Origin of the sequence: Streptomyces sp. NPDC019937 (assembly GCF_040631655.1) — a bacterium.
In the GTDB taxonomy this organism is placed as follows: domain Bacteria; phylum Actinomycetota; class Actinomycetes; order Streptomycetales; family Streptomycetaceae; genus Streptomyces.
On the sequence record NZ_JBEYAL010000015.1, the window covers coordinates 116,973 to 130,355 of the forward strand.

The window sequence follows — 13,383 nt, forward strand, 5'->3', positions numbered from 1 at the left end:
TCTCGATGTGCGTACGATCGGCGGTGACGTCTGAGCGCCGCTCGTCAGGCGTTGGTCGGCCGCTCCGCCTGGCGGAAAGTCACCTCATAGGCAGTGTCGAAGTACTCTCGGTACCCGACGACCTTGCCGTCCGCGACATCCAGGGCGATGTGGCACAGGCTTTCGTATGGACGACCATCCGCCCACGTCGCGGTGATCCGGGTCTCGACCGAAGCGCGATTACCGTCCGCCAGCACCGACAGGAGTTCTACGGAGAAGTCGGCACCGCCGTCTTTGAGGCCGCCCACCCACGAATCGCGAATGACCGCCATGTCCGCCAGGTCGTGCATACCGCTCCACCAGAAATCCCCGAGGACCCAGACGGTCATGTCCGGGGACGCGACCTTCGACACCGCCTCGTGATCTCCGGCGATCTGCGCAGTGAAGAAGGAGGTGACAATCCTTCGCGTGGCCTCGGTCTGGTCGGGGTCGGTGAGGTGCGTAACGGCAAATCGATTCATAAGCTCGCTCCTTTTCGATGGAATGTCCTCAGCGGGAAAGTTGGGGTGTGACAAGAAGAGAGCAGTGCTCGCGATCGCCGCCTGATGTCTCGCGCGAGCGGCGACTGGCGCGCAGCGGGATCGACGGGTCCGCCAACGTCTGCCGGTCTGCGGGCGCTGCGCCGGCGATCAGCGCCTTGCCCGCCGCGTACTCGGCGGGACGTCCGACGGAATCGACGGCGCAGACACGGCCGTCTTTCAGGTAAAAGACGGTGAATTGGCGACCGACGGTGATGTCGCCGCGGACCACGATCTCGTCGTAGCCCGTGTTCAGACCGGCGCACTGGAGCTTGACGTCGTACTGATCGCTCCAGAACCACGGAACGTCGACATACGGGGCGGGCGTGCCGAGGATGTCGTCCGCGGCGTGGCGCGCTTGCGCAGCCGCGTTGGGCATCGATTCGAGGCGCCGGAATCCACCGTTCTGGGGATCGGGGTGTCGTGAGACGTCGCCGATGGCGTAGACGTCCGACCCGGCGCGGCAGTACTCGTCGACGACGATACCGTTGTCCACCGTGAGACCAGCTGCTCGCGCGAGGTCGTCATTCGGAATCATCCCGATGCCGATGAGGACTTGGTCCACCTCGATCACCGATCCGTCGGAAAGTCGGAGCGCGGCGACGTCGCCATTCACGTACTCGTAACTCTCGATCTGTGAGGCAAGGCGGACGTCCACGCCCTCCTCCTCGTGCAGCTGCCGGAAGAAATCGGACACCGGCGGAGAGGTCACGCGGGCAAGAAGTCGATCGGCGGCCTCGATGACCGTGACCTCCGCTCCGAGCCGTCGGAGCACCGAGGTGACTTCCAGACCGACGTACCCCCCCCGCCGACCACAGCGAACCGGGTACCCGGCCGTGTTCCGGCCCGCAGACGAGCCGCATCGTCGATCGTCCGCACATAGTGGACGTTCGAGGCATCGTTCAGCGTGGCGTCGGGAAGGCGGCGCGAGCGTCCGCCTGTCGCGAGAACGAGCTTGTCCCAGGCGAGGGATGTGCCCTCATCGCACTCGAGCGTCTTGGCGTGCAGATCGATGCTATGTACGGTGGCGCCGGCCAAGACGGTGATGTCCTGCTCCTCGTAGAACCGAGCCGAGCGCAGGAACAGCTCCTCGACCTGCGCCTCGCCTCGGAGGAAGGTCTTCGACAGAGGGGGACGGGTGTACGGCAGGTGCGGCTCGGTCCCGATGAGTACGATCTCACCGGCGTGACCGCCGGCACGGAGGCGAGCGACGAGCTCGCCTCCCGCCTGACCACCCCCGACCACGACCACTCGTTCGTCGAGAGCGCGTGCTGACATGACCGACTCCTTACTCAGCGCTGGGTTTCGGGAACGTGGACGACGATGCCGTCGAGAGCGTCGGAGAGGATGATCTGGCAGCACAGACGGCTCGCCTCGGTCGGCTCCTCCGAGGTCACATCGAGCAGCGATTCCTCCTCCGCGCCCATCGGCTCCAGCCGCTCCGTCCAGTCCCCATCGACGAAGACGTGACACGTCGCGCCGGTCAGGTCTGGAAGCTGCGTGCCATCCATCGTCATCGACATCGACTCCTCCTCGAATCACTTGGCGCGCGACGCGGTGTCGCAGCACTAAAGAACCATATGCCAACTGGTCAGTTACAAGAACTGTATGCCAACTGATCAGTTACATCAAGGTAATAATTCGAGGCGAAGTTGGACGAGGAGATGGAACGGGCCCTGATCAGGGGCGAAGGCCCTCGAGAACCTGATCCACGAGCGCATGCCACTCGCGCGTGAAGGACGGTGTGCCGCTCGAAAAGTCATCGCCGCAGGTGAGCGGGGTGCAGTCAGTTCGCTGGGATGATGCCTTCCGTGATCGTGTCCTTGCTGTACAAGGTGACCCGGAAACTGCTCACTGTTCCGTCGGTACTCCTCCGTCGCGGGACGGTAAAGGACGTGGAACTGCTGGTGCTGCGGCACGAGAACGCGGTCCTGCGCCGCCAGTTGACCGGACCGGTCCGCTACGAGCCTGCCGACCGGTTTTGGTTCGCCGCCCTGTCCGGGCTGATACCCCGACGCCACTGGCGCGAGTTCTTCCCTGTCGCCCCCGGCACCCTGCTCGCCTGGCACCGCAGGTTCATCGCCGCGAAATGGGACTACACCGCGCGCCGGCGCACCGGACGCCCACCCACCCCCGTAGCGGTCAAGAAGCTCGTCCTGCGGTTGGCCAGGGAGAATCCGAATTGGGGACACCGGCGGGTCCAAGGGGAGCTGACCCGACTTGGGCATCGGATCGCTGCTTCGACGGTCTGGGAGATCCTCAACGCGGCCGGCATCGATCCCGCGCCACGTCGCTCAGGCCCCGCCTGGCGCGAGTTTCTGACCACGCAAGCCGAGGGCATCATCGCGGCAGACTTCTTCCACATCGACACCGCCCTCGGCAGGCGGTTGTACGCACTGGTGTTCCTCGAGCACGCCACCCGGCGACTGCACATCACCGGGGTCACCGCCCGCCCCAAACGGGACTGGACGGTGCAGCAGGCGCGAAATCTCACCGCCGACCTGGGTATACGCATCCAGACTCTGCGCTTCCTGCTGCGCGACCGCGATGGCAAGTACGGCGAGGCTTTCGACGCCGTCTTTCGGGCCGAGGAGATGAAGATCCTCAAGAGTGCGCCACAGGCTCCCCGTATGAACGCGCACTGCGAACGCATCATCGGCAGCATCCGACGCGAAGCCCTCGACCACGTCCTCATCATGAACGAGGCCCATGCCCGCCACGTCCTCGCGGCCTACGAGCGGCACTACAACGAGCACCGGCCCCACCAAGCGCGCAATCAGTTACCACCCGACGTCCCTGAACAACCTGCCGTGGCGCATGACCTCAATACTCACAAAGTCCTGCGTACTCGGATCCTCGGCGGTCTCATCAACGAGTACCGTTATGCCGCGTGATTAGCCGCGATGACTTTTCGAGCGGCACAGGACAGCCCGCCCCTGCGAGGGCCCGAGGCTAGTCGGCGCGGCCTGTCGCTGCCACGGTCACGCCCAGGCCGATCATTGCGAAGCCGCCCGCCCCGCCGACCATCGAAAGGCGGCGATCCGAGCGGGCGAACCAGGAACGGGCCGCCGAGGCGCCCAGGCCCCACAGGGTGTCCGTAATCATGCCGATGGCGACCGGGACCAGCCCCAACACCATCATCTGGAGGGGGACTTGGCCCCCCGAGTGATCCACGAACTGCGGCAGCACCGCCGCGAAGAAGACGACGCCCTTCGGGTTGGTGACGCCCACCAAAATACCGTCCAGGATCGTGCGCAGATCACCGCGCCGCTCACCCGCCGGGGCCTCCATGTCCGCCGCGCGCATCTCCTTGCGGTGCCGGAACGCCTGCACGCCGAGGTAGACGAGATACGCCGCTCCGGCCAGCTTCACACCCATGAACACCGTCGCCGAACTCTCCACCAGCGCGCCGAGGCCCCACGCCACAGCGATCACCAGGAGGTACGAACCGACCAGGTTGCCCAGGACCGTCGCGAGCGCCGTGCGGCGGCCGTGCGCGAGGGCTCTGCCGATCACAAACAGCACGCTCGGCCCCGGAATCACGATCACCAGCAGCGACATCGCCGCGAACGCGAGAATACTCTCCGTGGACACCATAAGTCCGCCACCTCCTGGATTGCCGTCCAGAGGTCATACAAACAGATGGCGGACCGTCCACTCCAGGCTCATCCACCTGCCGAGACACCTGAGGAGTGCAGCCTTCCCGACGACGAACAGGACCCTAGACAAGTCCCATCGTCCTAGATCGGCGGCGGCACACCTCACTCATCCGAACAAGCCTCGGACAGGTCACCTCGTGAAAGCGCGAGGCTAACAAGCAATACGTCCAAGCCAGGATTGATGCTCTCCTGACTGCGGCCGAGGCCGGCGATCCGCTCGACGAGTCGTGGGAACCGATACGACTGATCGCTCAGACCCTGATTGACAAGGCTCAGACGCGCTGAGCGGGACTGAGCAACGATCAGCCACTGCCGCTGCCCCAAGCTGACTCCGCAGCAGGGAGCAGCGGCAGCTCCATGTCAGGCGGTCAATGGTCAGCCACAAACAGATTCCACAACATGTCTACCGGTAGTTCGTTAAATCCGGAGGTAGAGGTCAATGCCGTGTCCGGTGGTGACCGCGTCGATCAGGGCCTGGAGCTCGGAGGGTGGGTCCGTGTCCGTCCAGGCTCGCCACCATCGGTTGAGGGTGACGGCGGGAGTGAGCCAGGAACGGATGGCCCGTAAGGCCCTGGGCCAGCAGGGTGGTTGGGGCTGGTGGGGTTCGGTTGGGCCCCCTCTCTGGACCCTCGTCGGGGCACGGGTCCGGCGCGGTGGCATCCAGGGGTCCGGGTGGGGCGAACCACTGGTCCCAGCAGAAGGAGAAGGCGCAGTTGACCAGGGTCTGGTGGCGGCGGATGGCGCGGTCGGAGCGGACTTGGAAATCGGCCCAGCCGAGTTCGTCCTTGATCTGCTTGTAGCTCTGCTCGATCCACGGCCGCAGTCCGTAGAGGCGGACGATCTCGGCGAGGTCGGCCGGCGGGTGCGGGCCGGTGACGGCATGTGGTGCGTCGGGGTGGGGCAGGTCGGTGGCCAGGTACCAGGTGGCCTTCTCCGGCAGGTCGGCTGGGTCGGTGGTGGCCACGACCAGCCGGCAGGGTGAGTCGGGGCCGTAGCCGCCCAGGCGGGCATCGGCGGCCCACCAGGTCTCGGTGTGCCCGTCGCGGAAGTGACTCCACAGGTGTCCACTCGCCGGCACTCTCGGCATCCCGCCAGGCCAGGCTGTGAGCGGCTTCGATGGGGGTGTGCGGCTGGTCGGCCGGAGCCCAGGTGCCGCGGTGTGGCTTGAGGGCGACCACGTAGGCCAGGCCGGCCTCGCGCAGTGCGAGGTACCAGTCGTCGCTGACGGAGTAGGCGCAGTCGGCGACCACCGCCCGGCAGCCGAAGCCCGCAGCCTTCCCCCGGGCCGCGAGGGCGGCGGCCAGCTGCGGTTTCGTGCGGAAGGCCGGGTCGGAGCGGCCGTGGGTGAAGTGGTGGGCGGGGGTGTAGGGAGTCGTGTGCAGCGGGTAGTACACGCGGCCGTCGGTCCACACCGTGGTCACCGTGACGATGCCGTTGTCGGTCTTTCCCAACCGGCCCAGCCACTGCCGGCCGACATGCGCGGTGGCGGTGCCGTCCTTGCGGTCTCCGGAGTCGTCGATCACGATGACCCCGTCATCGTGCGGAGCCGTCGCCGGCTCCTCGCGTAGCAGTTCAAGCCGCCGGTCGTTGATCTGCGCGGCCTCCCAGGGGGACTCGGACAGGAAGAACTGCAGTCGCTGCACCCCCGGTATCCCCGCACCCGCTACCGGCTCTGCCCCTGCCAGGCAGGTGATCGTCTTGTTCCGCTCCCGCGGCGCCAGCAGCCCGGTCAGGTACTCGCGAAACCCTCGCCGCTGGGCCAGGCTGAAGAAGACGTCGTCGAACCGGGCCGCAGAGTCCTCCAACGGCCCCGGCGCAGGCGGACACGGACGGCGGGCGGTCATCTTCAGCCCCCAGTACAGCAGTTGACTCTTACCACCGGCCTACGACCAACCCGACCGGCCGTCAACCCTGCGGGTGCCGATAAAACATCCGGCCTGGTCATGCGGCACGTCCGTACTCGTGGAGGGTTCCGCCGAGGCGGTCTCGTCGGTCGATTTTCAGGTGGGCGAGTTGGGCTTGTTGGGTGATGGGTGCGGGCGGGACGCCATGCTCGCGGAGGATCTCCCAGACAGTGGAGGCGGCGACCCTGATCCCCAGTGCGGCGAGTTCGCCGTGGATCCGGCGATATCCCCACGAGGCATTTTCCCTGGCCAGGCGCAGGGTCAGGGCGCGGATCGATCGGATGGTGCGTGGGCGTCCGCGTCGCTTGGGTACGCAGGTCGTGGCATGGCGTCGCCTGAGCAGGTTGCGATGCCAGCGCAACACTGTGTCGGGGCGGACCAGCAGCAGAAGGTGCCGCAGTCTGTCTTTGGGGAGGTGGTGGAGCAGGCCGGCGGGGATGGCGCGGTCGCTGTCGGTGAAGGTCGGCTTGCCGACCTGACGTCGCAGGACGAGCAGTTGGTGCCGGAGCACCAGGACCTCGACGTCCTTGTCTTCGTCGCTCATCGGCAGGAGGCGTAGGAACGCCAGAGTGTTGGTCGCGGCGAGATAGGTCAGGCGCAGCAGCACAACAGAGCATGATGCCGCCAGGGTCCTGAGCGGGTGAAGGTACCTGGGGCGAACGTCGAGGAGAACCGAAGATCCGTGATCAGCTCACCGACCAGCGTGGATGATTTATCGGCACGCGCAGAGCCGAAGATCCGTGATCAGGCTCCCGACCTGCGTGGATGATTTCGGCACCCGCAATGGTCCCAAGTGGCGTGGCCACACCTCGTCCGCCTACGGCGACGACTTTTCGAGCGGCACAAGATGCGGCAATGGCAAGCGCGGAGTTACGCCGCCTCATGGGAGATCGGCGGCTGAATCCTCAACCGTGGGCTCGCGGTCCGATCAGGCGCCGGTGTGGCTGAGATCCTGGACGCGGGCTTGTATCAGGGGGAGGATCTCGGTGGTGGCTTGTTCGACGGAGGCGGCGAGTACTTCGGCGTTGAGCTTACGGTGCGGCACGTGAGCGAGTTTGTCCCGTAGTGCGATGGGTCCGCTGTATGCCTGTGTCACGGTGCCGTGAGATGCCTGTTTGAGCATTTCGCCGAAGGTGAGCATGCAATAGGCCAGGGCGAGGAGGCGCTGGTCGCCTGATTTCGGGGTTCCATCGCCGACGATTGAGCGGGCCTGATCGAGTGCTGCCGTTGCGTCGGTCAGGCGTAGCAGTTCCTGGTGCTCCCGGTCGGTGGGTGCGGTCACGCTGCCCCGCGCAAGTCGTTCAGAGGTTCGGTTTCGTTGACGTCCACACCGGGGCCTCGGGGGACGACTTCCACGACGGCGCCGAGGATGCTGGACAGGTCTGCTTCGAAGCTTGTGATGTCGAAGTAGGAGCGGTCTGCGTCCAGGGTCGCTACGAGTTCCCCGGGTTCGGAGCTGAGCGCGAAGGCGTGCAAGCCGTGCCGAAGCCCGAGCTGGTGGATGGTCGCGGCATTGGCGCGGAGCTTCGTGGCGGTGGCCGGTCTCATGGCTCATCCTCCTTCGCGATCTCGGGCACCAGGGGCGATAGAGGTCAGGATATAGGAGTGTGGTGGCGGCATGGACGCCTTCCGGGGCGGCGACTGATGACGTCGTTCTCCTGCTTCTGCTTCGTACGGCGGCTTGCCGAGCCCTGACGGTCTGCTACTGCGCGACACGAATCGTCACGGAGAGTTGTCGCCCGGCTGGGGGTCAAGGGGTCGCAGGTTCAAATCCTGTCGTCCCGACCAGCGTTTTCGCAGGTCGGAGGCCGTTTCCGCGGGTGGCGGAGACGGCCTTTGTCGTGTCTGGGCAGGGAGCGATGGGGAGCCCTCTGGGAGCCCTCGTGCTCCCAACTCGCGGACGTGTCAACGGTGTCCGATTCGTCCGTCACCCGATCCGGTAGATCTGCTGCGCCGTACCGAGCCCCTGTGTGCCGTCGTCAACCGTAGGCACCTGAGGTCGCCCCATCGATCCGGATGCTCTCTGCATCGAGAGGCATAAGAACCCCTTGTCGGCTCCCAGCCCCCTTTCGGGGTGGGAGCGCGGCATCGGGCTCCCCATGCGACAGGGGTGGGGTGGACCACCGGTGATCTCTCCGGGCCAGTTCCCGCAGGCAGCTCGCGCGCGGGTGTCCTGGTCGCCATGGACAGCCTGCGTCAAGGCACGGCAAAGCCCCTTGGCGTCTGCCGGCAGATAGGGCACTCCCAGGGCGTGAGCGCTGTATCCGGTTCTGGAGCGCCGTAGGGAGACTGTTTGCGGAGGCCTGGCCGGAAGAAAAAGTGTGCCAAGCGAGTAAGAAATAATGTCCCCGCTGTGTGTGCTTGGCATGGTGGTCGACGAGCACTACTCTGCGGGGGCCGATAAATCATCCGCACAGCTCAGGCCGCTCGTCGGTATTCGTGGAAGGTTCCGCCGAGCCGGTCTCGTCTGTGGACTTCCAGGTGAGTGAGCTGGGCTTGTTGCGTGATGGGGGCGGGTAGTGGGCGGCATGGAGCGGCTTGTTCCAGGGCTCTGTGCGGGCGGTGTTCGTTGTAGGAGGATTCGTACTCGCACAGTGCGTGGAGGAGGTGGCTCTGGTTCCAGATCAGGGTCCGGTCCAGGAGTTCGGTGCGGCAGGTCTGTATCCAGCGCTCCATGAGGGAGTTCATCCGTGGTATCCGAATACCGGTGGTGACGACCTTCATGCCGGCATCGGACATCAGGGCATCGAAGGTGCCTGTGAACTTCGCATCGCGGTCACGGATCAGGAACTTCGCCCTGGTGCCCGCGTCCTCGAGGTCCATGAGGAGGTTGCGTCCGAGCTGGACGATCCAGTCCGCGGTGGGGTGTGCGGTGGCGCCGAGGATTCGGATGCGACGGGTGGTGTGCTCAATGACAGCGAAGACGTACAGGCGCGCCCCGGTCAGAGTGCGGACTTCGAAGAGATCGCAAGCGAGAAGGGCCTTGGCCTGGCTGCGCAGGAAGTTGGCCCAGGTGGTGTTCTGCCGTTCGGGTGCGGGTGGGATGCCGTGCTCGCGGAGTATCTCCCAGACGGTAGATGCGGCGACCTTGATCCCCAGCGCTGCGAGTTCGCCGTGGATCCGTCGATAGCCCCATGAGGTGTTCTCTCTGGCCAGGCGCAGGACCAGGGCGCGGATCGAGCGGATGGTGCGTGGGCGTCCGCGCCGCCGGGGTACGCAGGTTGAGGCATGGCGTCGCCTGAGCAGGTCGCGATGCCTGTGGGGTTCCAAAACAGGGCCGCTTCTCTGACCTGCTGGTTTACGCTGCTGCTCTTTCGTACTCGTTGATGAGTCCTCCGAGGATGGGCCGGCGCTTGATGTGTTCGTGGGAGAGGTCGGCGGCGGGGTGGTCTGGCCGGGGCGGTTGCAAGTGGAGTCCGCGGTGCGGTCTTCGCCCGTTGTAGTGCTGGACGTATTGGTCCAGCACTGAGTGCAGATGGCGCTGGCCGAGGATGAGCACGCGGTCGGTGACCTCGGAGCGGACGGTGCGCACGAACCTCTCGGCGTAAGCATTCGCGCGTGGACTGCGCGGAGGGATCTTCACCACATCGATGTCAGAGCTGGACAGAATGGCGTCGAAGGAGGCGGTGAACTGGCCTGCACGGTCCCGTACCAGGAACCTGAACTCAGACGCGCGGTCGCCGAGCTCCATCAGGAGGTTGCGGGCTTGCTGTGTAGTCCAACGGCCGTCGGGGTGTGGAGTTATGCCCAGGATGTGCACGTATCTGGTGCCGACCTCGATCGCGAAGAACACATACAGGCGTCGCAGGGTGACGGCACAGTCGATGTGGAAGAAGTCGACGGCGAGCATGGTGGATGCCTGCGCACGCAAGAACTGCCGCCACGTGGAGGCAGACTGTCGTCTCGGCGCCGGGGGCAGGTTCAGGCGCTTGAGGACTCTGCGGATCGTGGACGCGCCGATCCGATGTCCCACTCGCATCAGCTCACCTTGGAGCCGTTTGTAGCCCCATGAAGGGTTCTCCCTTGCGAGCCGTTCGACGAGAGCTGCGACGGTCTCGTCAATCGGAGGCCGACCGGCCCGGTGTGGGTAGGTCCATTTCCGTGCCACGAGGCGGCGGTGCCAGCGCAAGAGCGTTCCGGGGGTGACCAGCCGGTGTGCGCGCAGGCTCCTTGGCAGGAGCCGGGTCAGTGCGGCGAGGATCGAGCGGTCGGCCCAGTCGAGCCGCGGCTTCGGGATGGCGCGGCGGAGTACGGCGACCTCGTGGCGCAGAACCAGCAGCTCGACGTCTTTCGACGCCGAGGAACGGGCGAGCAGCACGAGCCAGCCGAAGAGTCGAGTCGCGATCAGATAAAGCAGACGTGACGACACAGTCCACGATTCTGTCTGACCATCGGCGCGTCATCGATCCCTGCTGGTCATGGCCCTGGCCGAGTTATGGAACCCCACACCCTTGGGGTTAGCCAGGAGGAACTCTTCGCGAGAGGGTGCCGACCTTCGCATCACCCGGTCTGAACGGAGCCGGCCAAGGATCTCGACGGGCAACCCGACCAGCAAGTGGGCGATGCGCGGAGCATCGTATCCGGCGTCCAGCACGACCAGGACCGCCGGGTCACCCGGGCGCCACTGACCGGCGGCCACCAGCCGCTCGACAACCTCGCGGATCTGCACGGTGGTCACCGCGGCGACGTCGGCGCCGGGCTCCGGGCGGACCGCGTCCAGCACCGCCGTCCAGGACGTGCGGCCGGTCTCCAACGCGGCCACCACCGTGTACGGCCAGCCAGGCACCATCTGATGCTTGCCCTCGCCCCGGCCAACGTGTGGCAAAAGGCCCGGTCAGCAAACGTGTTGGCGTCCGGCCTCAGCCACGGCGAGACATCCACCGCCAGCACGAGCCGACCGTCCGCCGCCCTCGGCAACGACACCCCGGCCAGGGCCCGGCGCAGCCGGGCGACGTCGATCCGGCCCTGGTTGAGTCCGCCGTACAGAGCCCCGTGGCCACGGCGGTGTTCGGGCGCGAGCGCGAGATCGACCAGTGTCCGCACCGGCCCGTCCGTGCACAGCAGCGCGTCGCATAACTCGAACAACGCGTCGCCCCGCGCGGTCAGACACGCGTACAGCTCCGACCGGAAGTGTGACACTTCCGCGAACGCATCCCGCAGGATGCCCTGATGCACCAAACTCACGACCACGGCCTTCGCGCTGATCCACTCTGTGACGGAGCACAGGATCAGACGAAGGCCGCCTACGTGTCCGCTGAACTGCGAAAAAGCCGACCAAGTTCGAGCAATGTTCGACCCCGGTCGTTAAACGACAAGCTTAGCTTGTCTTTTAACCTTCGCCAGTCTGCTGCTCCCAGCAGGCTTCGTGAGCTGCGAGTTCTTCGGGGGTGCCCCGGAAGGCAGGACCGCAGCCTGCTGGGAGGCGCTGGACCACCATGGCGATGGCCTCTTCTGCTGTGGTCGCTGGTCCCACCGTCTGGCTTCGGAGAGGGCCGGAGACCCAGTAGGTGCCCCCGACGGCGGGCTGGATGTAAGGGATGTCCCAGGTCCACCGGGGTTCGGTACAGCGGCTGAAGTGGAGTTCTGCCATTCCAGTCCAAGGGAACAGTTGCCGCAGGCAGGGTTCCCGGTAAGCCGCTTCCAACAGTTCGGCTCGTACACGTCCGTCGTCGCACACTGCCTGCCAGCCTGCTTCAACGACGCTTCGACCGCTGCATCCTTGTTCACGCCCCCATCGTGCCTGAGCTTGTCCATCAGCTTCTGAGTCGTTCGCGTTCGGTGATGCTCTCGGGGCGTTTGCTTGTCTTTCCGACGTCGTAGCGGGTGGCGGGGTGCCGATTCTTCGAGCCGAGGGGTCTGCCAGGGCCGGGTCGGTTGGGTTTCGGCGCACGGGCCGGACAGGGCAAGTTCGCACGGAGGTTCCTAAACGCCCGGCGGACCCGGGCGGGGGTGAGCCGACCGGGCTCGGCCGGCTTCTCCCAAGGGCGGCGGAGGTCCGCAGCCAGCGGCCGGGCGAGGTGGAGTTGGGTGTGGGCGGCGATGATCAGCCAGGTCCAGCAGTCCTGAAGGGTGTCTTTATTGCCGTACGGTGGTTGACCTGGGGCCTTGCGGTCGTCTGCGTGTGGGCATGATTAGTGATTGTGGGTCTGCGACTGCTCTACCTGATCTTCTGTCGACTGCTGGGCTGCTTGCTCTTGCTGGGCCGTTCGACCGCCGCGAACAATGCTGAGATCCTCGTGCTTCGTCATGAGGCCGCTGTGCTTCGCCGGCAGGTCGCGCGGCCGCGGTTTTCGTGGGCTGATCGCGCCGCGCTCTCCGCTCTCGTGCGGCACCTGCCATCCGTCTTGCGCCGCTATCGGCTGGTCACCCCGGGCACGCTGCTGACCTGGCACCGGTGTCTGGTGCGCTGGAAGTGGCGCCAGACGGCGGTCGGCCCTGGTTAGCCACCGTTGCCGGAAGAGACAGTTGCGCTCATCCAGCGCTTGGCGCGAGAGAACCCGTCCTGGGGGCACGTCAGAATCCAAGGCGTGCTCCGACGGCTCGGGCATCGGGTCGCCGCCGCCACGATCCGGCGCGTCCTGCGCCACTCCGGCCTACCGCCCGCACCGCAGCGTGCCTCCCAGTAGATTGGCGGTCGTTCCTGCGCTCCAGGCCCACACGCTGCTCGCCTGCGATTTCATGCACGTGGATACCGTCTTCCTCAAACGACTCTACGTCTTCTTCGTCATGGAGATCACCACCCGGCGTGTCCATGTCCTGGGCGTCAGCGCACGCTCTACCGGCGCATGGGTCACCCAACTCGCCCGCAATCTGCTCATGGGCCTCGGCGACAGGGCCGGGCGTTTCCGGTTCCTCATCCGTGACCGGGACAGGAAGTTCACCGCCGCCTTCGACGCCGTCTTCGCCGGCAACGGCACAGCCGTCATCCCAACCCCGCCGCAGAGCCCCCGGTCAAACGCGTTCGCCGAACGATGGATACGCACAGCCCGCACCGAGTGCACCGACCGCCTCCTGATCACCGGCGAACGACATCTGCGCACCGTCCTCACCTTGTATGCCGAGCACGACAACGCGGGATGGCCCCACCGCAGCCTGGACCTACGAGCCCCTGACGACGACCCGAACATCATCCCCCTACCTGCAGGCACCATCAGGCGCCGCCAGGTACTCGGTGGACTGCTCAACGAGTACCACACCACGCCACTCCGACTGCCTCACCATCGACAGAGAACGCCCAGCTCAGCAGCCTGATCGGAATATTGA

At 65.9% G+C, this 13,383-nt stretch carries 14 protein-coding genes and 4 pseudogenes; 3 read left to right on the plus strand and 15 right to left on the minus strand.

Annotated features, from left to right (window positions below; all coding sequences use genetic code 11):
* Positions 1 to 44 precede the first annotated feature (44 nt).
* Genes ABZ562_RS17290 through ABZ562_RS17305 form a run of 4 tightly spaced genes read right to left on the minus strand, consistent with a single transcriptional unit; the run spans position 45 to position 2,080 of the window.
* Complete coding sequence (locus tag ABZ562_RS17290; RefSeq protein ID WP_361479632.1) at positions 45 to 500, minus strand: nuclear transport factor 2 family protein; 456 nt, start codon at positions 498 to 500, stop codon at positions 45 to 47.
* A 28-nt stretch (positions 501 to 528) separates the two neighbouring features.
* Entirely contained in the window at positions 529 to 1,332 is an 804-nt protein-coding gene (locus ABZ562_RS17295) for an oxidoreductase C-terminal domain-containing protein (RefSeq protein ID WP_361479635.1), read from the minus strand.
* The gene (locus tag ABZ562_RS17300; protein ID WP_361479638.1) at positions 1,266 to 1,835 is read right to left on the minus strand and encodes an FAD-dependent oxidoreductase; all 570 of its coding nucleotides are present in this window, start codon (positions 1,833 to 1,835) and stop codon (positions 1,266 to 1,268) included. Before ABZ562_RS17300 ends, ABZ562_RS17295 begins: the two co-directional genes overlap by 67 nt.
* A gap of 14 nt (positions 1,836 to 1,849) precedes the next feature.
* Positions 1,850 to 2,080, minus strand: a complete 231-nt coding sequence (locus tag ABZ562_RS17305; RefSeq protein ID WP_361479640.1) for a hypothetical protein — start codon at positions 2,078 to 2,080, stop codon at positions 1,850 to 1,852.
* Between the two features lie 288 nt (positions 2,081 to 2,368).
* On the opposite strand from ABZ562_RS17305, the gene ABZ562_RS17310 reads away from it, so the two are divergent.
* On the plus strand, positions 2,369 to 3,451 hold the full coding sequence (locus tag ABZ562_RS17310) for an integrase core domain-containing protein (protein ID WP_361479643.1): 1,083 nt from the start codon (positions 2,369 to 2,371) through the stop codon (positions 3,449 to 3,451).
* Between the two features lie 58 nt (positions 3,452 to 3,509).
* On the opposite strand, the gene ABZ562_RS17315 is transcribed toward ABZ562_RS17310, so the two are convergent.
* The 11 genes and pseudogenes from ABZ562_RS17315 to ABZ562_RS17365 all read right to left on the minus strand — a co-directional run.
* Positions 3,510 to 4,154: a LysE family translocator gene (locus tag ABZ562_RS17315; RefSeq protein WP_361479646.1), complete on the minus strand. Its 645-nt coding sequence runs from the start codon at positions 4,152 to 4,154 to the stop codon at positions 3,510 to 3,512.
* A 498-nt stretch (positions 4,155 to 4,652) separates the two neighbouring features.
* Positions 4,653 to 5,303 (minus strand): hypothetical protein, encoded by a 651-nt coding sequence (locus ABZ562_RS17320; RefSeq protein ID WP_361479878.1) that lies wholly within the window; start codon positions 5,301 to 5,303, stop codon positions 4,653 to 4,655.
* A 76-nt stretch (positions 5,304 to 5,379) separates the two neighbouring features.
* Positions 5,380 to 6,060 (minus strand): annotated as a pseudogene (locus ABZ562_RS17325) (transposase); the annotation flags it as partial.
* Between the two features lie 187 nt (positions 6,061 to 6,247).
* Positions 6,248 to 6,727 (minus strand): annotated as a pseudogene (locus ABZ562_RS17330) (integrase); the annotation flags it as partial.
* Positions 6,728 to 7,048: 321 nt separating this feature from the next.
* Complete coding sequence (locus tag ABZ562_RS17335; RefSeq protein ID WP_361479649.1) at positions 7,049 to 7,402, minus strand: hypothetical protein; 354 nt, start codon at positions 7,400 to 7,402, stop codon at positions 7,049 to 7,051.
* A complete protein-coding gene (locus ABZ562_RS17340) occupies positions 7,399 to 7,668 on the minus strand; it encodes a hypothetical protein (protein ID WP_361479652.1) in 270 nt (89 codons plus the stop codon). Before ABZ562_RS17340 ends, ABZ562_RS17335 begins: the two co-directional genes overlap by 4 nt.
* An 870-nt stretch (positions 7,669 to 8,538) precedes the next feature.
* Positions 8,539 to 9,390: an integrase core domain-containing protein gene (locus ABZ562_RS17345; RefSeq protein WP_361479655.1), complete on the minus strand. Its 852-nt coding sequence runs from the start codon at positions 9,388 to 9,390 to the stop codon at positions 8,539 to 8,541.
* 28 nt (positions 9,391 to 9,418) lie between these two features.
* On the minus strand, positions 9,419 to 10,489 hold the full coding sequence (locus tag ABZ562_RS17350) for an integrase core domain-containing protein (protein WP_361479658.1): 1,071 nt from the start codon (positions 10,487 to 10,489) through the stop codon (positions 9,419 to 9,421).
* A 105-nt stretch (positions 10,490 to 10,594) separates the two neighbouring features.
* Positions 10,595 to 11,304, minus strand: a pseudogene (locus ABZ562_RS17355) (transposase); the annotation flags it as partial.
* A 145-nt stretch (positions 11,305 to 11,449) separates the two neighbouring features.
* The gene (locus tag ABZ562_RS17360) at positions 11,450 to 11,983 is read right to left on the minus strand and encodes a DUF6193 family natural product biosynthesis protein (protein WP_361479866.1); all 534 of its coding nucleotides are present in this window, start codon (positions 11,981 to 11,983) and stop codon (positions 11,450 to 11,452) included.
* Positions 11,874 to 12,176: pseudogene (locus ABZ562_RS17365) on the minus strand (transposase); the annotation flags it as partial. The gene ABZ562_RS17360 and the pseudogene ABZ562_RS17365, both read right to left, overlap by 110 nt.
* 84 nt (positions 12,177 to 12,260) lie before the next feature.
* Between ABZ562_RS17365 and ABZ562_RS17370 the strand changes: the two are divergent.
* Together ABZ562_RS17370 and ABZ562_RS17375 are read left to right on the plus strand one after the other, a co-directional pair.
* Positions 12,261 to 12,563 carry an integrase gene (locus ABZ562_RS17370; RefSeq protein WP_361479661.1) on the plus strand — a complete coding sequence of 101 codons (303 nt, stop codon included), beginning with the start codon at positions 12,261 to 12,263 and terminating at the stop codon, positions 12,561 to 12,563.
* 235 nt (positions 12,564 to 12,798) lie between these two features.
* The gene (locus tag ABZ562_RS17375) at positions 12,799 to 13,371 is read left to right on the plus strand and encodes an integrase core domain-containing protein (protein ID WP_361479869.1); all 573 of its coding nucleotides are present in this window, start codon (positions 12,799 to 12,801) and stop codon (positions 13,369 to 13,371) included.
* The last annotated feature ends 12 nt before the right edge of the window (positions 13,372 to 13,383 follow it).